The sequence below is a fragment of the Halomonas sp. BN3-1 genome (genome assembly GCF_003056325.1).
GTDB classification, from domain to species: Bacteria; Pseudomonadota; Gammaproteobacteria; order Pseudomonadales; family Halomonadaceae; genus Halomonas; species Halomonas litopenaei.
In genome coordinates this window covers 74240-96130 of sequence record NZ_PYVV01000010.1, presented here as the reverse complement: position 1 = coordinate 96130, position 21891 = coordinate 74240, and the positions used below count along the sequence as shown (strand labels likewise).

Sequence of the window (21891 nt, the reverse complement as noted above, 5' to 3'; positions counted from 1 at the left end):
GCATGGAAACGCTGGCTCGACGGGCGTGTCCCTGGCGACAATCGTTGCTGTGTTTCGGTAGCGACTCGTTCAGAAATCGTTGAGCGCCTATCACAGCAGGCCGAGCTATCGGCTGCGATAACACTGAGGGGAGATGACGCGACGTTATCTGGGGTGACTGACCCCTGTCAGGATTGCCGCATGGTCCTGGCAGGGGCATGACTCATGCCTGGCATAGCGTATGTTGCCGCTGTGCGTCTTGGGTCAGCCCCGCTCTTCTTTATGACTGTGTCCAAGACCAGCGGTCGGCTCATCTCGTGGGTCTTCTCCAGCCAAGTATTCAGGGTCCTCCAGTGGCTCGCCCGCTTTGTTCTGCAGCTGCAGATCGTAGGCGGACTGGAGGCCCGGTGGATCTTCCACCTCTTCATCGCCCACCTGATGAATATGGCCTGGGTACAAGGGCGACAGCAGGGCAACAAGAATGCCGATTGACGCGAAAATGGCGAACCCCTCGGCATAGCTGAAGACATTGAGCAGAGCGCCGATGACAGGCGAGCCGGTGGCCTGGCCAAGCGACACGGCCATGAAAGGCAGCACCGGCCCCATCGCCAGGCGTCCGGGCAGCAGGCGAATGCCGGTCATCAGGTAAAGACCCGTCAAGCTCATGTAGGCGAGGCCAAAGACCAGAGCGGAGAATGCCGCCAGCACGGGTTGGGCGGGGCTGGCGGCAAGCAATGCCAGGCTTGCCGCCAGCATGGTCAGCATCAAGGCCTGGGTGATGGGCGGATTGTTGCGGTCGGCCAGATCCGCCACCACCGCACCGCCGAGACCGGCGATGCCGACGGCGAGCCACAGCCACCCCGTGGCGCTTGGCGACAGACCGCCAAGCGTCACCACCAGGTCCGGAGCAAAGATCCAGTAGGCGGCCGAGATGAAGCCCATCGCGTAGGAAAACAGGGTGAGCCTCACGAGCCGTGACCACGGCAGTTCACGCAATGCAGGTGGGTCGGCGGCGTTGGAAGGCGTGATGCGCGACACCGAGGGTAGGTACAGCCAGGTAGCGCACACGCCGATGACCGTCAGCAGGGCGAAGGACAGATAGGCCAGTCGCCAGGCGTCGGCCATGAACAGTACCGTTGGTACGGCGACGATCACGCCGATACTGGTTCCCGCATTCATGACCGAACTGACACGAGCATGCAGTGAGCGTCTCACCAGCGCCTGCATCCCGGCGGTGAGTGCGGGCATCATCAGGCCGGTACAGATGCCGCAGGCGAACACCCCGATGCTGAGCATGGTCGCATCGGCCGCTCGGCTGATCAGTGCCAGGCCGACGATACCGAAAAGCCCGGACAGTACCGCTGCGTAGCGGGCGCCAAGACGATCGGTGGCGTAAGGCGCCACCGCCGTGGACAGCAGGAAGCTGATGAGGGGAAGGGCGCCGATGATGCCGATGGCATCAGGCGTCAGCGACAGCTCATCGCGAATCTGGGGGACAAACAGGCCGAAGGCAAAACGGGCGAGTCCGTAGCTGATGGCGACCAGGGCCGCGCCGAAAATCGCAAAACCGGTGCTGGAAAGAGACCTCATGCTAGCTCCTCCGACATGCACGTTGCGCCACCTGAAGTGCTCTGGCGCCTTGATGCATCGTGTCTGGTTCGTCCCTGTCGTGCTGCCTGGAGCAACAGATGCAAGCAGGGTGCACGATTTGCGGCGTTGTCGCCAATCCATCAACGACAATCGGTGACCTTTTCACGACAACCGGTGAACAGACCTTGCTGCTGGGGCTGGTGTGCAGAACCAGATGTGCAGTCACTGGTGTGAAGAACCATGGCGGGGCAGCGCCTCGAGACCGTCGAAGGATTGGCGTGCCGAAAGGCAGGGAGCTGTTGAAGGAAGAGGGAAGAGGGAAAAAACGAAGAAGGGGATCAGTCTGTCGACTGATCCCCTTCTGGATTCGAGGTGGCGGAGGGACAGGGATTCGAACCCTGGAAGGGCGTTAACCCTTGCCGGTTTTCAAGACCTACCCGAGCTACTGACACACCACACAACCTATTGACGCAGAAGGGAAATCACGCCGAGCGCACTGTGACCAACCCCCTGCCCAATTGACAGAATTACCCCTCTGGTCACACTGATTGCCCCCTCTCGCACACAATCCGGTCACACCGGATATCTCTCCTTGAGGCACTCGCAGATCCCTCCCGCCTCGACTACTATCCCCGCATGAGCATGCCAATGGGCGAAGATGGAGCCTTTGAGACCGGATGATAACCAAGAACGACGTTATTGCGGTTCTATTCGTAAGCACAACTCTATCTTTAGGGCTGTATCTGAGCGCAAGAAGCGACATCCAAGATCTTGAGCAAGCGGGGCAGCGAATGTTCCAGCTGCTGTCCGAAGATCAGAAAAAAGAGCTACTTGATCAGTGGGAGACCCGTCAGTCCTTATTCGGCAACTACTGATGTCAAAGCAACATGGGGATCAGAAACTCAGTACCTGGGTGCTAATTTCCGAGTATTTTTATCTATAGGTCCTGTATTTTTCCAATGTCATGCGCATATATTATTTACATAAATAATGCTTTGTTCTATTACTGATTATAAAAGATCTTGAGGAGTGATTATGAAAAGATTGCAAGTGTTTTTTCTGGCTCTCACTTTTTTGTCTGAGGCTGCAAGCGCGGGGGATGTTGATGACTACAATCAATGTCTACTTGAAAACATACCTGAAATCCGGACGGCCGATGCTATTGATTTAATACTTGATGTCTGCGCTGTTAAAGAAGGCGTGAGTTATTATGAATGGGGGCGTGTTGTCCGGCGCATTAATGATAATTCATCAGAAGACTCCTCTGATCTTCCCTAGATAAGCTGAGTGCCTTCTGGTTCTTTTGTTTTGCAGGACTATACGGTACTCACCATAGAGGACAGGGAGACGCGGCGTTAATTGCCGAGCCTAGGCCATCCCCGCGATAGATTTTGATATTCCCAAAGAGGTTTTGTGTGAGTGGAGCGCCATCCGTGGCGCCTCCCCGGCCAGCGCTACATGGCTTCCTTCGCCAATCGATACTCCAGGTTGAAGTAGTCAACCTCCGCGTCCATCACTTCTTCCAACTCCTTCAGCTTCTCCTGGCGCTCTACCGCAGTCAGCGACTTGTCGTCTTCGATGATATCGCGAACTTCTCGCAGGGCGCTCAGGTTCTCATCGACGTCCTTGGCCAGATCGAACAACTCGATCATCGGCCCATACTCGACGTAAAAGTCTTCGACCTCGTCCAGAGGAAGATTATCGAACTCTTTGGCGTACTGGCCGACCTCATCGCGGCGTTCGTAGAAGCTCTGGATGTCGCCATACTCGCTGACGTTGCTGGCAAAGCGGCCGGCGAACGGTACGCGGTAACGCTCGACGTCCTCGCCAGTGGTCAGACGATGAACGAAGTCGCCGGTCTTCTCGGCGAAGCCCCAGGCGCCGCCACCATAGAAGTTGACTATGTGCTGCAGCACTTCGGGGCTGATGTCTACAGCACCGCTGCGATATTCACTCCCATTAGATGCTTCATTCAAGAATTTAGTAATGCTTTGATAGACTTCAGGATTTGACCGAAAAGCGAGGGCGCTATCCGGCTTCGGCGTGCCGAACGGCAGATTATCCTTGTAGACCGGGCGGCCGGCGAAGTCCTCGTTTACCCCAATTTGCACGAGTGATCTGAACAAGGTCGGCGTGACGTTCTTGAGCGTGGCGTTGGTAGCCTCCTCGGAGCCCTCAAGCCCAATTGGTGAGAAGCTGCCAAGGATGGCTAGGACGGTATCTAATCCAGATTGAATAGCCGGCTTGTCGCCTCGAAGAGTCGCCTCTGCCTGGGTGCCCAGCACCGAGAAGACGTTGTAGCCGTAGGGCAGCGGGATCTTCACGTAGTCCTTGTCGCCAGTCATGAAGATCAGGTTCCGTTCCTTCTCGTAAGCCGGGATCTTGTCCCAGAACAGTTCACCGTCGTCGTCCTCCTCAGAGAGCGAGCGGTTGACCATCGCCAGCAAGAACGAGCCGGCCGCCATCGCCAGGGCGGTGCGTTGCGCCGTATTCATTCGGGCCCAGACGTTGGAGCGGCTGGTGTCCTCATCCACTTCGCGCAGACCGCCCATGGTCCGAGCGAAGTTTCGGCTACCCTGGACGCTGGCATTGAAGAACATGTAGAAGGCGTTGAACATTGAGCCGAGCTCGCCCCGGCGGTTGAAGTTTACTGTCATGTTCTTCGCCAGGCTGGCCGCCTTCTTGCGGCTGACACCGGCGCGTCGGGCATTGACGTATGCCGACAGGCGTGACGCGTTCTCCACTGCGCCGTTGATATTTTCGACGAAGTCGGCGGTCTTCTTCCGGAACACTAGCGCCGAGCCAATGGTGCCGCCGCGCGCACGACGCATCATGGAGGCGATCTCCTTGGCCTGACCCTGGATGTCCTTCATGTCGAAGTACCCGGTCTTGGCGCCGTCCTCCATGAACTCCTGGAAGTACCGGTCCCACTGGCGAGACTTCGGGGTCTTGCCCTGGCGGCTGGAGAGGCCACGGTAAGCCGCTGCCATGGCAGGGCGCAGATCGCGCATGGTCTGACGGACAATGCGCTTGCCACGGATCTTGCCGTCTGCCTTGCTCTGCTCGGCCTGGAGATTGAGCAGGGCGGTCTGCACGTCACGAGCGAAGTTCGTCAGCATGAATTCAGGGTTGTAGCTGGTGACCAGGCTGGCCATCAGTCGAGTCACGGCGCCCATGGCGTTCACGATCATCCCGTTCTTCTCCGGGCCGACGTTGCGCATGGCGTTCATCAGGCGCTCGTCCTTGATCTTGATGTAGAACGTGCGGCCCGCCTTCTTGGTCTTGAAGTAGCGCTCGTCACCCTCCATAGCGATCGGACGCTCTCGCGCCTCGACTTTGTCACGACCAGTGGCAGGATCTGTCACGGTGACGCGGACGCGCTGGGTGTCGGGGTTGTCGTTGGTATACACCTGCCACAGGTCGGGATTCGGATTGTCGGTCACCAGCGAGAGGAGGGCGTTGCCAACCTCATTCTTGCGCCGACGGATGATTGCCTGGGTGGTATCGACGATCGCCTGAGTGGACGGTGAGTCAGCGCGTGACAGGCGACCCAGGGCGGTCTTGGACTCCTTGCCCTTGATCTCGAATCCGCGGCCAGTGCGCGGTCGACCAGGGTCAGCCTTGTCATCTTCAGCGAAGCCCTTCAGCGGCACGTAGTAGCGATAGCTTGCCTCCCAAGCGTCGAGGGTTTCATCCGTCTCCAGGCCACCCTCTCGGATCGCCTCGCGCTGCGTGCGGAGCATGTCGTCGACGATGCCTGCCAGGCGCTCGAACTCGTCGCGCTTGGGCCCACTGTTGATACGATCTAGGATATCCAGGGCATCTTGCGTCTTCATGCCTGAGCCGCCGTCAGAGTAGCGAGGATCACCAGGGTTGCGCTCAGCGATGCGAGCATTGCGCTCCGGCGCGTGGCGGGCATAGAGGTACTCGTCAAGCGCCTCCTGGCTGATTCCGGACTGCGCCATCCCTTCCGCCAGGCGCTCAACATACCGCTCTCGGATCTGGCGAAGGTCGTGTTCGGCCTTGCCGTGGAAGAGCTCTTCAGCCAGGTAGACGTCGTTGTCTTGGGTGACACGACCGCCATGCTTGGTGATCGCCTCCTGGAGCTTGTTCAGCGGGCGCATCTTGTCGGTCAGGACACGAAGCGCTTTACCCACCAGGGCTTCGTCGGGCAGCGAGAAGTTGGTGCTATCGTTGTCGCTGTAGGCGCCAACAGGACTGGGCGACGGCGCCATGGCGTAGCGCTGGGCCTGATTGACAATGTCATCTGGCGTGAGTACGCTTTTGTCAAAGCCTCGAGATGGAGCTCCCTCACCTGGCAATTGGAGCCGGGAGGACTGGAGCCACTCGGGGCTTTTCCTTGTATTGACGTACCGCACCCGTCCTTCCTCGATACCCCTCTCCACGAATCGTTGCGCACCGTCCTTGCCATAGACACTGGCGACTCGGTTGACGTGAATGTATTGCTGACGTTTGCTGAGGTGGATCGGCACCAGTACCGCCTTGCCTTTTGCGTCAACGGCATTAACCAGCACCACCAGAGCATCCTGACTTGTTCGAGAGTCGAGGATCGCCACCGGATCATGAAGCAGCTCTGGCAATCGCTGAATCGTCTCCATCGAGACATGATGCTTGGCGCTGGTGGCCTTGTTCACAACGTCACGAGTGATCGATATGGGCAGGTCAGGCGCCCCGAGGCTCGCCAGTACCGGCGGCGTGCGCCCCATCCGAATCGGAGACACCTTAGAATGCTTGCTGCTCATCGCCTTGTTCAGGTCACGGCGATAGGTTTCAGCCTCATGTCGGATGGGAGTGAGAAGCGGGTTTTCTGTTTTCCGCTTGCTGTAGCGCGTGATCGTGCGCTTAGCCTGCGCAAAATTACGTTCGGCCTGTTGGCGGCGAAGATGGTCTCGCGATTTTTCGCCCAGCGCCAACACGTCACCATAGGTCCAGGCGATGCTGGGGAATAGACGGCGCAGTAGCTCGCGGAGCTTAGCAACCGCACGTTGCCACGCTTTGGGGCGGTATCCTTTCTCCAGTAGATGGGCCACCATCTCTTCGCCGATGGTGATGCGGTCCTCACGCTTCGCCGGATCGAGAAAAGGATAGTCACGACTCACTTCTTCCAGAGCCTCGCGTCCACGCCTACTCTTTGGCAGGGAGTGGTAGAGCGAGAGCATAGAGGGTGCGAGCTCTTCTCCGAGTACAGCGCGGATTCCCTTGTGACCGACTGCCTCGTGCACGGCGGTTTGCACGCCTTCCTTTATGCTTCCGACGTTGTCAGCGATGACGTATAAATCACCACCAATGTACATACCGCGAACATCAGCTGGGTCGATGCCACGTAGCGCCATACCGACCAAGGCTGACGGCGGCAGTTCTTGCGTCGCCTGGATCACTCGGGTGTCAGACAGTTCTTTGACGCCTTCAAGCGCTGCAGCGATGTCTTTGGCTTGAGTGATGGCGGGCCCATTAGTGGCGGCCGTGGCGCGCGCATTGGCGGGCCCCGGGGCGCCAGCCATTTCCAAACCGTTGTAGACCACCACAACTTCGCTGTCTGGCACGTCTTGGGTCTCGGCAGGAGAAGTGTCTCTGCGCTCGATCTCCGACATACCCTGACGAGCCTGCACGTTTCGCGCCTCAGTCTCGCCGTAGAGGCGTTGGTAATAGCGATAGGCGCCGCGCTCATTGCCTTCGCTGAGCTTCTTGCGGAGCTCGTTGAGCCCAATCTCATCAGCGCGCTGCTGAATGCGTTGCTGAACCTGATCTGAAGTGAGTTCCCCGGCCTTGTATTGTTCCAACACCTCTCGAGCAAAGTCACCAGATTCGTGGGTCAGCTCTTGAATCTTGTTGCGAAGCCACTGTTCCCGGCGGGGTGGTAGTCGATAGCTCTCCGGACTGCCACCGGATGCAAAGCCCTCGAGATGTTGGATGCCGTGCTGGACCTCGTGGAGTAGCGTGCTGAATTGCTCCATCGGATCAAGTTCAGCATTCAGCGTGATCTCTCGGCGCTTCGGTGCGTAGCGACCACGCTTACGCCCCATGCCTATGACCGACACTACGGTTACATCTCGCAGCGTGGGATAGGCGGCAAACAGCCGAGGGTGATCGACCACCTCTTCCAGTGACTTAGTCCACTGGGTTCCTGCTGACTTATCTACGAAGGGCAGGAAGCGTGCATCACTGTCGTCGATTTCAAAGCGCCACTTGCCGTCTACGCCCTCAAACCATCCGGTCTCCTGGCGTATGGCCTCAGAGTCTTGGCCGTTCTCAAGCATGCGCTGTGCGCGCTCGAGAGTATGAAGATCAGCATTACTGGCGCGCGAACCAGCAAAGGAAAACAGAGGATTCTGGCCCCGGGATACAGCCTGATCGGCGGGAAGATCGCTGCCGGACAGGATGAAATCGTCAACGTCGCGGTCGGCCTGGGCACGCTCCTGCTCCTGGCGGCGAGCATCGGTATCGGCTTGCTCTGCCTGTTGCTGAGCCTGCTCGCGGTCGGCTAGATCTTGCTCGTCGTAGGTGGTGAGCAGGGGAGAACCATCTACTTCGGATTCTTGCTGGTCTGTTTCAGACCCTGCGGCAGCTTCAGCTTGTCTCCCTCCGGCAACGCCTCGTTGGCGTCGTTTAGCGCCTGACGGAACATCCCCTTGAGGTGATCGTTTTTCGGGGCGCGCAACTGAATCTTCGTTCTGGAAGGCGGCATTGAAGACGTCCTCGTTGGTAGTGGTGTCCTCGAATAGGGCGACGTTGCGCTCATTCTCGGCACGGGAACGGACTGCGTGTCCAGTATGACGCATCGCTTCGGACAGTGCTCGGCGACTGCGCAGATTGGCCTGTATGGCAGATGCCAGAAACGCTGTTGTCTCTGGCACCGGATCACTGAATGCGTCCCCCTGACGTGTCAGCTCGATGACACTAACACCATCGTGACGAGCCTGGCGGACAATGCGAACTGCGTCGACAATGGTGCTGATGGCATCTTCGGCCTCCTTGCTGCCAGTCTCTCTAGCGATAGCCAGGTCAGGAGCTGCAGTCTGAAGCGCTGCAGCCAGGTTGCGCATTTGGTCGCTCTGCTCCGTGACCATTTCCACCATATCGGCGTCATTGAAAGCCTTGGCGAAGACGGCACGCTGCATTCGGCTTCCCAGCTCCGGACTGGCCTGGCCACTTCGTGTCGTGTAACGCGCAGCTTCGTTATTGCCCATCCTCTGCACGAACACGCGCTGAAAGTCGCGGTTGCTAGCCGCAAGCGGATCGCCTGATTGATCCGGTGCCCACGTCTGTAAGTCTCCGTTGTTGAGACTGTCAGCGTCGGCCAGTGCTTGCTCGTAAGCTGTCATTCCTGCCACTTGGCTTTCGTTGGCACGGCGCGCGAAATCGGCCCGGTCAACATCGCTGACACGCTCGCGCACCAATACCGGCTGGGCCATCTTGTCTACGGCTGTTGGGTCGATGCCATACTCCGGCGCACCGAAGCGAATGAAGTCGCGGTAGGCATCGGCTCGTTCGCTGCCCTGCTGATACGCGTAGGAAATCGCCATGACGCGACCATTGCCCGACTCTACAACACCGTCAGGGCCAATAATTGGCGCACCCGTACTGGCGTCTCGACTACTGCTTAGCCGCTCAGGATTGAGGCGAGCGGCGATGTTGCGCACCTGGACTTGGCTGTTGGCATTGGTTCGGTCTCGGGGCTGCAGTTCAGCGGGATAGTTGGGGTTTACACGACCATCAGGCGAGTTGGACGGTTGCAACTCAGCGGCATCTATAACGCGAAAGCGGGTGTTCACCGGGGTGTTGTCCGGCAGGTACACGGTTTCGCTTCGCCCTCGCGTCCTCTCCGACTCCGCAGCGCCTGCCTCTCCATTTTGATCGAGCGCGCCTTCGGTGTCGCCAGCGCGGTCTGAACCCGTGTTCGCCTGAGTGCCCATGCCGGCGCTGTCGCGATTAACCACCTCGCCGACTGGCAGGGTGGTGTCGGCGTCGCGGATCCACTCCTTGAACTGCTGCGGCGTGAGCTCAGTGACGGCGCCAATGCCGTTCCAGTCCTTGGGGTAGTTGCCCTGGTAGCCTCGACGGGCCTCGGCTTCGTCGCGGAAGCCCATCATCACTTTGTGCTCGTCGAAGTTGCCGTCTCGGTCGACCTGGTCGACGACGTAGACCTTCGGACTGTCCAGGTTCTCGCCGATGAAGACATCGATGTTGTCACCATCAGCGCCCTTGGTGCCCTTGATGTCGCCATAGTGGTGCGCCAGGGTAGATTCCCAGGCTGTGCCGTCCGCGTCTTTGCCGCGCCGAGTGGAACCACGCGGGTTCTCGATGGCAATGTCGACGCCGTTGAAGTTCACGCGACCCTTGCGGTAGTTGCCAGCCTCGGCCTGCGCCGGCGTCGGATTGACGTCGGTCTCCTGAGCGGCACGGTCGAGCTGATCCTGGACGTAGCGAGGATCGCTGGAGGACGGCATGTCCAGGCCAGTGTTGGCGTTGCCGCGACGCTGGGTGGGGCCTTCGCCGTAAACGATGCCGGCGTCACCCAGCAGGGGCTGATCGGATTGCGCCCGAGCCTGGAGATCCTGGTCAGCCTGGCGCCGCGCCGCTGCCTGGCGCTGGAGCTCTTCGTCGCGGCGAACCTTCCTGGCGGGAGCCTCGTATTCGGTGCGGTCGACGGCCGGCCCTTCGGCGTAGATGACATCCTCGGGGGCGTTTAGGCGACGCCCGTCCATACCAAGGAGCCCGACAGGGCGGTCGGTTTCATACTCGCCAGTGGCGCGGGCAGGGCTCTCGGTGGTGCCAGAGCGACCCATGTCGCGACGCAGATTGCTTGTCTGGCGATCAGCCTGGCCAAGCAGGCGCTCTGCTTCGTCCGTGCGCCCAGCCTCGAATGCCTGGCGCGCGCGGCGCAGCAGCTGGTCAGCAGCGCGGGTGCGAGTCTCTGCCTGGTAGCCAGAGCGTCGAGCGGCACGACCCAGGTCGGCCAGCCCGTCCTGGGCGATCTGGAGCCGGTTGCCGATATCGGACTGGGCGCGATTGACGGTCGGCTTAACCTCCGGGGCTTCGGCCTGGGAGGCCTCCGGCTCTGCCTGTGGGTCTGCTTGGGTTTCCGCCTGAGCCTCGGTCTGGGCCTGGGGTCCGCCACGCATCATGTCCAGCGCAGACTGCAGGCGATCTGCCGCCTGGCTGGACAGGGACCGGGCTGCCTCCATCGATTCTTGGCTGCCGGACTGAGCGGCCAGCGTCTCCTGCTCGAAGGCCTCGCCAGCAACACGGCGGGCCTGCTCGAGCTCAATCACCGCTTCGTCCATGCCGAGCTCTTCAGCGCGCGTGCGGAGCTCCTTGTATGCGTCGCCATCGATCAGGCTGTCCCGCCGCTCGCGGCCGTCGTCGTCCAGGTCGCGACGGTTCGACCGCAGAAGATCCAGGTCGCTGGTGACACGATCGACGACGTCGGCATCAGCGACGTCGGGCGCGGATTCTGGCGCGGCCTCAGCTTGAGGGGTAGCCCCAGGCGCCTCGTCTTGAGGCAGGGCTGGGCGACCACCCCCTGCGAGACCAAGCCCGCCACCCATGACGCCACCGATCGCGGCGCCGCCTGCCATGGCATTGGGCACGTCGTCGAAGGTGCCGACTGAGTCATCCACAACGCCGAGCGCGCGGTTCTTGGCGATCTGCTGTCCACCTTCCTGCGGAGCCTCTTCAAGCAAACCCTCGGCGACCCCACCTCGAAGCATGGCGGCAACCCTGCCGGAGCCGCCCTCAGTGAGCAGCTTGGCCAGAAACCGGTCGCCAGCGCCACCAAAGGCGCCGGTGATCGCGCCGGCCACCATGAAGGTCTGGCTCTGGAGATCCTCAGTGATCGTCTTTTTCGCTTCGTCGAAGGTCTTGCCCTCGAGCATCAGCATCTGAATGGCATCGGATTCGCGAAGCATCTCGTCCGGCATCGACTCGATGGCTTCCTGCACATCACGCGACGCAGCAGCACCGCCCAGGGCGCCCTCCGATAGCGCGCCGGCAGCGGTGGCCGTCCTTGCCGCAGAGGCCGCCGCCTGGGCACGGGTAGCCCCTCGGGCGAGACGGTAGCCATAGGCAGCCTTGGCCAGCAGGGTGGACGGCGCCATGGTCGCCGCCATCTCAGGCAGGGATTCGGTGATGCCCGCGAAGTAGGTGCGCGGATCCTTCCAGGCCGGGCCGAGCTGGTAGTTGCCGTCCTCGTCCTCGGTGATGAACTCCTTCTGCTGGGCAGCCCGGGTGGCATCGGTGATCTGGCTCTCGTTGTCCTCAATGCGGTCGGAGAGAAGATCCTCGCTCGGCTTACCGTTTAAGAACTCGTCAACGCGGTCTAGTGCATTGACCACGTTCTCGCCAAGCACCTGGCGCGTTGCCTCTCGGAAGTTGAGCGCCATCTTGTCTGCGCCAATCGCCAGAAGGTTCCCGGCGTCGGTAAGCAGGTTGCTGTCAGCGTTCGCCTTGGATACATCGATGTTGACGCCGGTGTCCTGCTGCGGGTTCTGCACCCCCTCAGCCTTCCAGGCAGCCTCCCAGGCAGCGTTTCTCTCCTCCTCTGAGGCGTTGGGCATAGCGAGGCCGGACGGCCGCTGCTGGCCGCCCTGTGGCCGCTGCGGCTGACCCTGATGTTGGGGCTCGGCAGGGCGTTGCTCCTCGGGCATGGCGAGCCCACCTTGGCCGCCGATATCGCCAGCGGTCTGGGAATAGAACTTCTCGCGGACCTCGCCGCGTAGCGCCTCAGGCGTCGCCGGCTCGACCACCTTCGAGAAGAACTGATCTCTTACCTGCTGGCGAACCTCGGGGGTTGCCTGCTGGAAGGATTCGTCTGCGGCGATATCAGACCATTTGGGGGAGGCGTTTTGGCTAGCGGCGTTCACACGCGGCTCCTTTTTGATCAGAGGAACTTGCTAAGGATATCGTCTGCCGTGGCTGGCGATTCCTCGCTGGCGGCCTGTGGGCTTTCCTGGCCGGGCCCGGTGGGCTGGGGTGATCCCTGTTGCGCTGAACTGGATGAGCTGCCAAGCAGTGTAGAGGCGACATTATCCCGCCGCGCGCGCAGCTGTTTCCGCTCCGCCTCAAGTGCCTGGCGATCTTCGTCGGACATCTGCGAGAGCGCCACACGATCCCCAAGGGTGTCGCTTATCTCTTCAAGGCGCCCCTCGATGTACTGGATCTCGTCCTGGCCGCGCTCATAGCCATCGCCGCTGCGATTCTTGAGCATCTCCCAGGCAGTCGCCTTGTCAGGGGCGATGCCATTGGCAACCAGGTAGTCGATGTCTTTCTGGGTGGCAGTGGGGCGGCTGTAGTAGGACGAGCCGCTACTGCGAGGGCGGCGGCCCAACAGGCTGCGCATCTCGCCGGTCCTGGTGTTGCGCTGGAAGACGGATCCGTCCGGCCCTTCGACCTGCTCCCAGGATTCGCTCGGTTCGCCGCGCAGCACCTGTAGAAGCCTGCTCGCTTGCTCCTGGGCTTGGGGCGTGGAGAAGGCCTTGCGCAGAGCGCCAATCCCCTGGGTGGCCTCAATCAGCCGGCCGACTGGCACGTTCATGACGATGTCGTCATCGCCACCAGGCTCGCGACCCTGGGTCATCGGCGCCCGGTAGGCCTGGCCATCCTCGCCCACCACCTCGAGCTCGAAGTTCAGGCTCTCACCATCAGGACCAGGGATAGCGGCCACGATGCGCTTCCGACCGCCACCACCCTTATTGATGTCGGCAGCGAAAAGCTGGTTGAGCGCCTCGATGCTTTCGGGCTGGCTCAGGCTCGCCGGGTTGCTCGGATCCATCACCGCCTGCGCCTGGGCCAGTGCCGCGTCGCTTGCGGGGTCAAAGGCTGCATGAAACCTCGGGTATTTTTGCAGGACGGCTAGCTCGTCCTCAGACACGTCCATGCCCTGGGCGATCTTGCCCAGCGTGAACTGGATGGTCTGCAGATCCTTGGCCTCTTCGCGCTCTTTGCCGGCTGCCTCAGCCTGATCCTTCTGCCACTGGAATCGCTCTTCGGCACGACGGTCCTGCTGGTCCGCGCGCTGCTGCTGGTCCTTGCGAGCCTGGTGGCGGTCCATCACTTCGAAGCCGCGAAGGAAGCCGTCACTGAAGCCGCGTGTATCAAGTCCTGCCATGACAGCCTCCTTACATCAGTTCGCCGGAGAGGTAGCCGACGCCGGCACCGATCAGCGCGCCCCAGGGGCCGCCATAGGTTGCGCCTACGGCAGCGCCGGTGGCGGTAGCGCTCATCGTCTGCGTCTTCTTGGCTTGCTCTTGCTGATCCTCGAGGGCAGCAGCCTGGCGCTGCTGATTGGAGATGTCTTGAAGGCCTTGCATGGCCTCGCCCTCAAGCTGGCCTCGAAGGCCGAGTAGTCCGTATGACATGGTGAGTCACCTCCCGGTGAGTCGTTATCGGGGATCAGTTGTTCAGCACCTGATCGGGTACGTTGGACAGGCCCAGGCCGCCGGCCAGGATGGCGCTCTGGCGATCCTGCGCGGAGATGCGGGCCTGGTTGCCGGCGGTGACGGTATCCGCCACGCGCGCCAGATTCGACATGCGATCGTTGGCGGCCTTCTGCGCGGCCGTCTGATCGACGCCATACGCCTGGCGGCGCTGTTCTTCGGACTGCTCGGCCACGTCGTAGGCGAGGCCCATGGCGTTCTGTGCGTTCTCGGCGGCCTGGCCAGCGGCCTGAGGGTCGTCGGCGATGTCCGCCAGCGCGGAGATGTAGGGAGCGAAGCGGTTGCGCCAGTCGTCCCACTGGGCGCGGTTGATCTGGCCCAGTAGTTCGGACGCACCCTGGTCGCCTCGGAAGGCCTGGGTAGGGCTGACGGTGATCTGCGAGGTTTCACTGTCCGGCACAGACACCGACGCCAGTCTGGTCGTGAAGTCGACAGCCATTGGCTAGCTCCTGGTTATCCGTAGAGATCGAGGCCCACGCCAGGCTCGTAGCCGGGCGTTGCTGTGCCGCCGGTGGGGGCGCTGTTGGCGTTCATGCCGTAGGAGGTCGCAGCCCCCGCCGCCTGGCCGAGAAGTTGCAGGTTGGCACTTCGGCGGTTGAACTCGTTCACCGACTCGTTGCGCGCGTCAGCGGCCGCCTGATCGGCAAGGCCTGCCAGGCCGTTCTGCGCCTGAGTGGCTTCGCCCTGACCCATGGCGATGATGTTCTGGTAGCCCTTGATCTGCTCGCTCTCCTGGGAGAACTGAGCGCGACCCAGGGTCTCTCCGCCGGTGCTGGCAGAATCGAGCGCCAGGCCGTGCGCCTCGGCCTGGAAGCGGCCACTGCTCGGGTCGATGCCGGCGCGTGTCAGAGTGTCCGTCGCCTGCTGATTGAGCCCGCTCTCCGCCTGCTGCTGACCCTGCATGGCGCGGCCAGCAATGTAGCTCATCGAGCCAGGGCTGGTGAGCTCGCCCACGCTTTCCATGTAGGCGTCCTCGAGCGGCGCCAGTTCTTGCTGCGCGAAATTCCACTTCTCGGCAGCCACCGCCGCCAGCTGCCGCTGCTCGGGGGTATCTTCAATGTCATTGCCGCCATCGGCACCAGTGCTCATGCGCGGTCTCCATTCAATGCGTAGGAAGAGTCAAGATCCGTGATGTACTCGGACAGGGTGTCCTCGTGGACATGGCGGCGGATCTCGACCGCCACCTGGTTCATCCATTGCTCTCCGCCCACGAGATAGGCCATCTGGCACAGCACGCCGGCAAGCTGGTCGCGCAGGACGAATGCGAGGTGGCGGCCGTGAGCATCGCCATCACGCTCCAGGGCGACACTGACGCGCCAGTCAGACAGCGCGCTGGCCAGAAGCGGGCGCAGGTATATCTCGTTGGCACGATAAAAGGGGTTGGCGGGGAGCTCGACAATGATCATCCAGAACGCCGAGATCACGTCGCCATCGGACACCGGGCGATCCTTGTCGATCAGATCGTCCAGTGTCTGGGATACCCGGGATATGGTCTTGAAGGCAGCAATAGCCGCCGTGTCCTCGCGGAGGACATAGCGCAGGAACTGATGTTCGTCGGGGCGTGGCATGGCGCACCTCACGGTGGGCGAATTGCCGACCATTGTAGCAGATGGCTACTTCAGCCCTGACAGGGCCCGCTGCATCTCGCGCACAGTGCCCGCCTTGCGTATTTCCGACTTCGCCGCGATTCGGGCGGCCTCAGCCTGAGCCTCCGCCTGATCTGCTTCTCGACGGGCATCCAGGACAGCGTCGATGACCTGCTGCAGCGGCACCCCGAGAGCCTCCGCCTCGGCGTGAAGGAAGGGGCCGCCTCCGGCCAGAGCCTCCTGGTACTTCTGTTCTCGCCTGGCGCGCACAGTAGGCTCGACACCTCCCTGGGCGGCGACACGATCCACCTCCGCCAGGTAGTGCTCTCGCGCGCGCTCAATGTCGGGGAACTTGCGGATGGTGGCCCTATTCATCGATCGCGACCTCCTCGATCCAGGTCTGATATTCGGCGCCGGCATCGATGATGACGAAGCCATAGCTGGGCAGCTCGGTGTCGAACACCACGCCATCATCGTCTGCGACCAGTTCTGTGCCGTGGGCATTGACCACCGATCCCGCCGGGATGTTGGTGATGGTCATCTCCATGTTGGCCACCTGGACATTCGGCTCCAGTGCCCGGCGGGGGAGGATCTGCGCGCTCTCGACATCAACGTAGTGGGTGTCGTCAGCCACCACGCCGACCTCAAAGCACAAGACGGCTGCCTCGCCGTCGCCAACCTGAAGGCCTACCTGATCGGTAGGGCAGTTGATAACTCGATCAATCCGACCGGTGACCTCGTCGTAGACCGCATAGTCGTAAGTGTCGTGGCTCATCTCAATGTACCCATCATGGTCAGGCTGCGGTTGCGGTGTCCGATCTGGGATCGGGGCGTGCCGAAGCCATCCTCTGCCGGGTTATTGGCTCGGATCTGCACCGAGATGGACCGGGATCCGCTTGCCCCGCCCAGCTTGAACGTGGTCGAAAAGGGCGTCCTGGCGTTGGCCTCTGCCGCCTCGGGGTAATAGAGATATTGAGAGCCGCCGACCAGCACGCGGATGTCCACCGAAGAGGGGTGATCCATGTAAGCGCCGATCACCAGGCCAGCCGAGAACGTCACGATGACCGGCTGCCCCTCGGAGTTGATACTGCCGCTGATCATGGTGTACCAGCGCTTGTCCGGGATGCTGCTGTGGACGGTCAGGCCGGTGCTGACCACCGACACCGGAATGATGACGGCATTGCCCTTGATCTGCAGCGTATCGACGTAGGCGTCTGCCGTGGATATCTGGTTGCCCCAGATCAGCGTCGAGCCCGGCCGGGTCCACTGGTTTACGCGAGTGTTCGCCGCGTTGCCGTTGTTTGCACGGTCGCGAACTGTTGATGCCGTTGTTCCTGCCACCCTTGCAGTGTCGTAGGCAGTGTTTGAGGAGGTCTTGTCAGCGTCAGAGGGCGGCTTTGACCCACCGATAACGCTGTAGTCGATGTCGACTCCGCCTCCGAACTCCGCGTAACCGTTCGGATGCAGAATCCACCCTGACTGCCCTGGCACGTAGTTGTTCGACTGCGCGATGCCGTAGAACGTCGCCGCCTCGGCCACGCTCAGGTTATCGGCGTCGATCGCGTCGGCGCGAATCAGGCCGGAGACGGCGGTGATCGGCGTGCCGTCGTTCTTATCGATCTTTCCGATCGTGATCTGGCCCAGCTGCCCCTCCTGGATCGAGCCATCGCGGATGATGGCGGTATCCAGCACCACGGTCGGCTCGCCGTTGACGGTGGCCACCACCAGCGGGTAGACCCACTCCTCCTCGTTGGCACCGAAGCGAACCGCGAACCGGTTGGCGTGGAGGATCAGCGTCTCGTCAGGGCTGCCGATGTCAGACGGCTCATCGGCCAGGTTCTCCGCCAGGGTCTCCAGCAGCACCTGGACATCGATCAACGGCGCTGCATAGGTGCCGCCGCCATCGTTGGGCGGGCCCTCGACGCCAGCGGTGGAGGTGAAGGTGATCCAGTAGTAGTAACCAACCGGCATGCCTACCAGCACGTCGTTGCGGACGATGTCGCTGTAGAGCATGCCCGAGTCACGGCCGACCAGCTCAGCGTTGGCGAAATTATCGTCGACGCTCCGGTAGATATTCGTATAGGCGTGGTTGCCGTAGGCGTCTCCGGGATTGTCCCAGGTCAGCGTCACCATGCCGTAGAAGCCACCCACCGCGTGGAAGCCGGTAGGCGCCGGCGGCACGGCCATGTCCGGCACCGGGATGTTGTCGCCGGGGATCAGGCTGCCAGGCTGCCCCGGGCGAGCACCGTTGCGCAGCGCGGCCAGGCCACTGTCGATCAGGTCGCGATAGGTGAGCTTCTGGTCAAGGGGGTTGCCGCGCACCCCCTCGCCAGTCTCGATGATCTCTGTCATGGCCGAGATCAGGGGCCTGAGCTCGCTCGGCACCTTGGGGGATACCGGCGGCAACGTCTTGCGACGATTGGTGGTCATGGGCACCTCACGGTGAGCCGGTCTAAACGATCTCTGACGGGGTGGTGGCCACCTGGACGGAAGCAACGTCGACGCTGCCCTCGAGCTCCACCTCCCAGTCGCGGGAGAGAGTATACCCAGGGGGAAGGCGGAAGAGGCCCGCGTCATCCACCTGGATGTCAGCGGCAAGCTCGCCGTCAGCGTAGAGGCGCAGGGTTACCGGGTAGTCATAGGCGATCACCTTGGCGCAGGAAAACGACCCGGCGCCAGGCGGCACCTCGTGGATCCTCGAGCGCCAGGTGTAGGTCATCGGGGATCCCTGGCCCCAAGCTTTCACGTCGTTGCCTTGGGTGACGTAGAGCGTGTCGCCAGCGATGTCGTAGTAGCCGGCATCGGCCTCGATGTCGAAGAACTCGAATCCCTGGCCAGGCGTGAACACGAAGCAGCCGCCATCGTAGAAGGCGACATAGCGCTCCTCGTAGCGGTAGGCGTGGATGGTTTCCGGGCCCAGGGCACGCCACTGGTCGCGTGTCATCGAGTCCAGAGTGATCACCCGGGCGTCAGAGCCACCCACCGCCACCAGGCCGTCGTTGCCGGCATAGATGGCATAGTCGCCCATGTCGACCATCGATCGCTTGGAGAGGCAGGGCTGATCGACGTCGAGCTCCATCGGCGCCATGGCGGCAGGGGAGGAGCCCGTCACCAGGATCGGTTTTCCGTTGGTCCCCACGACCAGGCCGGCGGCAGTACTGGAGAGCGCCACGATGTCGCTGCTGAGGCCGAGCTGGTAGCCCACCGGCCAGGCGTGCGGCAGGTAGGCCTCGGAGAAGCACAGCGTGTTCTCGAAGAAGCCGGCGAAGATGCCGCCAGGGAGCGCCGTCAGCCCACGCATGCGGTCGTCAGGACGGTCCCACTCGACAGACGGGATCACCAGGCCGAGCTGGTCGCTGGCGATGGTGTCGGTGTAGGTGCTGGTCGAGGCGGAGACGTCGTCCACGAACTGGAACGAGCCGCCGGACTCGATCCGATAGATCCGCTTGGTGACGATGTTCTGTGCTCCGCTGGGAAGCCCCGGCAGCGCGAGCACGATGCCGCCGCCAGCAGGCGCTCCGTCCACCTGGTCCCAGCGCAGCTCGGTGTTGCTCGCAGGACTGGGCGCGCTCTCCTCGCCGTAGTTCGTGATCAGGGTCACCACGTAGGCGGTCTCGAGCGCGGTGGCCGGGTAGTCGCCAACAGAAGGGCGGCCAGACTGCGGCGTGGCGATAGGCGTGCCGGTAGGCGCCGGGACGCCCATGCGATAGCTGGTGCTGGGGTAGGGCTCCTGCCCGCTGGTCACCAGATCGATGCCACCCATCTTGGGGGCGCCGTCACCGGTCCAGTAGACCCGGTTCCAGCTGTCGTCTGCCAGCGGCGATCGCTCGATGTCGACGTCCTTGCCATTCCCCCACACGAACCAGAAGCCGTCGCCACCGTTGCCGTTCGGGTATCGGTAGAGCGTCGAGGGCTGCGACACCGGAGGAAGGCCAGAGACTTGCCCAAGCCCTTTCTCTGCGCTGAGACGGCCGCGCCGGAGGAAGGTGTTGCGGGAGACCTGGCCGTTGTTCTCCGGGAGGAGCCGGCCGTCCAGGAGCGGCACTTCGCCGCGAAACGCAGAGTGAGTGAGCTTCACAGCTGACTCCTTGAGGTAGGGTTATTCCCAGGTGATGGCGTCGAGCTCTTCCTGGCTGGCGGCATTCCTGGCCTGCTCTTTCAGCGCCCAAGAGATCGGGTACTGATCGGCCTTGTGCTTGAAGGCAGCCCGAGCCACCGCCACCATCTCTGTCGGCGTGAGCAGGTACTCGTTGTTGGACTGTACCCGGAACGTCATCACCGGATCCGTCACGCCCGCCTCAATCAGATGGTTCGCCTCGCTTTCGAGGCCCATCAGGTTCTCGCGGTCCTCGGCACGGGTCTGCACCACTTCCTGCACACCTTCGAGCTCGTAGGGCATACCGGCATCCACTGCCTCAATACGCCACTGTTCGATCTCGGCAATCTTGCGCTGCTTGGCTTCCTCAAGAAGTTCTTCGGCAGTCGGTGCCGGCACCCAGTTCACTGCACCCATTAGATGGTCACCTCGCGTTCAGTCTTGGCCAGTTCGTATTCTGCCAGGCGTTCCAAGAACGCCTCGTCAGTTTCGTCCTCGCCCTGCACTGGGGCATTGCCATACCAGCCCAACAGCGTGACGGTCAGTTCACCGTCAGCCTTGACGGCCTTGATCAACGGGTTCGGCTCCAAGACGGTCTCGAAGTCGCTGGCAGACCCATCAGGCATGCCGGTGAAGTCAAAGGAGTCCTCGACTCCGTTAACGGTAGCGTGTAGGACATCACCCTCAGCCCAGTAGCTGTAGGCGGTGCCTGTGCTGTTCTGTGGTGTAAGAACGGCTTTCATAACTTCCCCTTATTTCCATCGGCCAATGGCAAACGCCCGGAAGAATCCCCCCGAGAAGCTGCCGCTGTGTGGGCTCATCGCATACATACTCATCTTAACCTTAGATCCAGTGTCATCGGACACAAACCATGTCATGGAGCCCGTCTTTCGGAATTCAAAACTTGCATAGGGGACGGTGTGAAAAGCTGAGGGGAACGTCCAGTCAATGCTGAACTGGGATCTAAATAAGCTGCCCAAATCTAAGTCTGTGGTTATATCTCTAGATCCTGTAAATACACAGATCAGCGTGCCGTCAGCGAGTTTCAAAAAACTGCCGTTAGTGTTGTACCCAACCTCGAATATCCCACCACCCGGGATACCTCCAGTGTCGTAAACGCTAGAAACAATGGAGTTTGACGTGTAAATCAATCTCCATTCGTCCCAGCTAAACGATACCCCGTTTCCTGTCCTTACCGCCATCTTCCCTGAGCCAGCGGCAGTGGCCACCTGGGTAACGTACGTCCCGCCGTGACGGGATACGACAACGGTCCCCCCCTCCCCCGCAAACCAAGGGGGTGGGGTTCCTTCGCTACCCGAGAAACTGAAAATACCTGCGGTTTTCAGTCCGTCGATGTTGAGAGAGTCTACTGTCCACCCTTCAGCAATCCCTAGACCAAAGGCTCCAACCTCCATGAGGTTGTTGGAAGTTGTGCCTACGTCCCGACTCGCCGCAGTACCCGCATCCGAGATAGTGCTCAGCGGCTGGGTGCCGGTATGGTTCGAGCGCTGTACAGCGTGTGCCTGAGCCTCGCTGGCCTTGGTGTCGGCATGGCTCTTGGCTGCCGACTCAGCACTGGCTGCTGAACCAGCAGGATCTGCACCTACCTGTGCCGGCGTGTGGGCCCCGCTCTTTGCCTCGTGGGCGGAGACTTCACTACTGGCCGTACCGGCTGGGTCAGCCCCTGCCTGGCCTGGCGTGACGTTGTGGGGGTCGTCTGTGCGATCCCCGTGCTCTGCGAGCTGTCTGCTTGAAGACATGGGTTACTCCTGCGTCTCGATCTTGCGAACCGTCCAGCCGGTGTTACCGGAGACGTCTACGCCCTGCACGATCTCGTAGTCGTTTACGCCTGCCATGCCTGTAGGGATGACGTAGCAGATGCTGGGGTCATAGTCAGCGGCGTCGATGATGGGCGACTCTCGCCAGTGGGCTTTGCGGCCTGGGTATTGCCCGGCTATTACCGCTTGGGTGAGGGTCACGTAAAGCTCTCCATCGACCCGCTCAACCCCTCGAATAACCGAGACCCCTGACGGAAGACCTTCTGATCCTTCGAAAACCCCGCCAGTAGGGAACCCAGCTAGGTCGTACTCCTCTCGATGATCGCCTTCATATGCAACAACCTTGTTCTCGGAGAAGGCGTATTGATCAGCGCTTTGAGTAGTTGCCAAAAACTTGATCTTCATCT

General features: G+C 61.5%; 17 protein-coding genes. 2 read left to right on the top strand and 15 right to left on the bottom strand.

Annotated elements, in window-relative coordinates; all coding sequences use genetic code 11:
• Positions 1-243: 243 nt before the first annotated feature.
• A complete protein-coding gene (locus C9F12_RS14700) occupies positions 244-1569 on the bottom strand; it encodes an MFS transporter (RefSeq protein ID WP_108449371.1) in 1326 nt (441 codons plus the stop codon).
• 677 nt (positions 1570-2246) lie between these two features.
• Between C9F12_RS14700 and C9F12_RS14695 the strand changes: the two genes are divergently transcribed.
• Positions 2247-2444: a hypothetical protein gene (locus tag C9F12_RS14695; protein ID WP_108449370.1), complete on the top strand. Its 198-nt coding sequence runs from the start codon at positions 2247-2249 to the stop codon at positions 2442-2444.
• Between the two features lie 160 nt (positions 2445-2604).
• Entirely contained in the window at positions 2605-2847 is a 243-nt protein-coding gene (locus tag C9F12_RS22610; RefSeq protein WP_162816494.1) for a hypothetical protein, read from the top strand.
• Between the two features lie 176 nt (positions 2848-3023).
• Here C9F12_RS22610 and C9F12_RS14690 read toward each other — a convergent pair whose 3' ends face one another.
• From C9F12_RS14690 to C9F12_RS14625, 14 genes are all read right to left on the bottom strand, one after another.
• Positions 3024-12452: an LPD38 domain-containing protein gene (locus C9F12_RS14690; protein WP_108449369.1), complete on the bottom strand. Its 9429-nt coding sequence runs from the start codon at positions 12450-12452 to the stop codon at positions 3024-3026.
• Positions 12453-12469: 17 nt separating this feature from the next.
• Positions 12470-13639, bottom strand: coding sequence for a hypothetical protein (locus tag C9F12_RS14685; protein WP_162816493.1), 1170 nt, complete (start codon positions 13637-13639; stop codon positions 12470-12472).
• Positions 13640-13706: 67 nt separating this feature from the next.
• Positions 13707-13946, bottom strand: a complete 240-nt coding sequence (locus tag C9F12_RS14680; RefSeq protein WP_108449367.1) for a bacteriocin — start codon at positions 13944-13946, stop codon at positions 13707-13709.
• Between the two features lie 34 nt (positions 13947-13980).
• On the bottom strand, positions 13981-14463 hold the full coding sequence (locus C9F12_RS14675) for a hypothetical protein (protein ID WP_108449366.1): 483 nt from the start codon (positions 14461-14463) through the stop codon (positions 13981-13983).
• A gap of 14 nt (positions 14464-14477) precedes the next feature.
• The gene (locus C9F12_RS14670) at positions 14478-15113 is read right to left on the bottom strand and encodes a hypothetical protein (protein WP_108449365.1); all 636 of its coding nucleotides are present in this window, start codon (positions 15111-15113) and stop codon (positions 14478-14480) included.
• Positions 15110-15592, bottom strand: a complete 483-nt coding sequence (locus C9F12_RS14665) for a hypothetical protein (protein ID WP_108449364.1) — start codon at positions 15590-15592, stop codon at positions 15110-15112. Before C9F12_RS14665 ends, C9F12_RS14670 begins: the two co-directional genes overlap by 4 nt.
• Positions 15593-15637: 45 nt before the next feature.
• Positions 15638-15985: a hypothetical protein gene (locus tag C9F12_RS14660; protein WP_108449363.1), complete on the bottom strand. Its 348-nt coding sequence runs from the start codon at positions 15983-15985 to the stop codon at positions 15638-15640.
• Positions 15978-16385 (bottom strand): hypothetical protein, encoded by a 408-nt coding sequence (locus C9F12_RS14655; RefSeq protein ID WP_108449362.1) that lies wholly within the window; start codon positions 16383-16385, stop codon positions 15978-15980. The genes C9F12_RS14660 and C9F12_RS14655 overlap by 8 nt, the downstream gene beginning before the upstream one ends.
• A complete protein-coding gene (locus C9F12_RS14650) occupies positions 16382-18040 on the bottom strand; it encodes a hypothetical protein (RefSeq protein ID WP_108449361.1) in 1659 nt (552 codons plus the stop codon). Before C9F12_RS14650 ends, C9F12_RS14655 begins: the two co-directional genes overlap by 4 nt.
• 22 nt (positions 18041-18062) lie before the next feature.
• On the bottom strand, positions 18063-19688 hold the full coding sequence (locus tag C9F12_RS14645; RefSeq protein ID WP_108449360.1) for a hypothetical protein: 1626 nt from the start codon (positions 19686-19688) through the stop codon (positions 18063-18065).
• Between the two features lie 21 nt (positions 19689-19709).
• Positions 19710-20123: a DUF4376 domain-containing protein gene (locus C9F12_RS14640; RefSeq protein ID WP_108449359.1), complete on the bottom strand. Its 414-nt coding sequence runs from the start codon at positions 20121-20123 to the stop codon at positions 19710-19712.
• Positions 20123-20449 carry a hypothetical protein gene (locus C9F12_RS14635; protein ID WP_108449358.1) on the bottom strand — a complete coding sequence of 109 codons (327 nt, stop codon included), beginning with the start codon at positions 20447-20449 and terminating at the stop codon, positions 20123-20125. Before C9F12_RS14635 ends, C9F12_RS14640 begins: the two co-directional genes overlap by 1 nt.
• A 9-nt stretch (positions 20450-20458) precedes the next feature.
• Positions 20459-21466 (bottom strand): pyocin knob domain-containing protein, encoded by a 1008-nt coding sequence (locus C9F12_RS14630; protein WP_108449357.1) that lies wholly within the window; start codon positions 21464-21466, stop codon positions 20459-20461.
• Between the two features lie 3 nt (positions 21467-21469).
• Positions 21470-21889: a hypothetical protein gene (locus C9F12_RS14625; protein WP_108449356.1), complete on the bottom strand. Its 420-nt coding sequence runs from the start codon at positions 21887-21889 to the stop codon at positions 21470-21472.
• Positions 21890-21891: the final 2 nt, after the last annotated feature.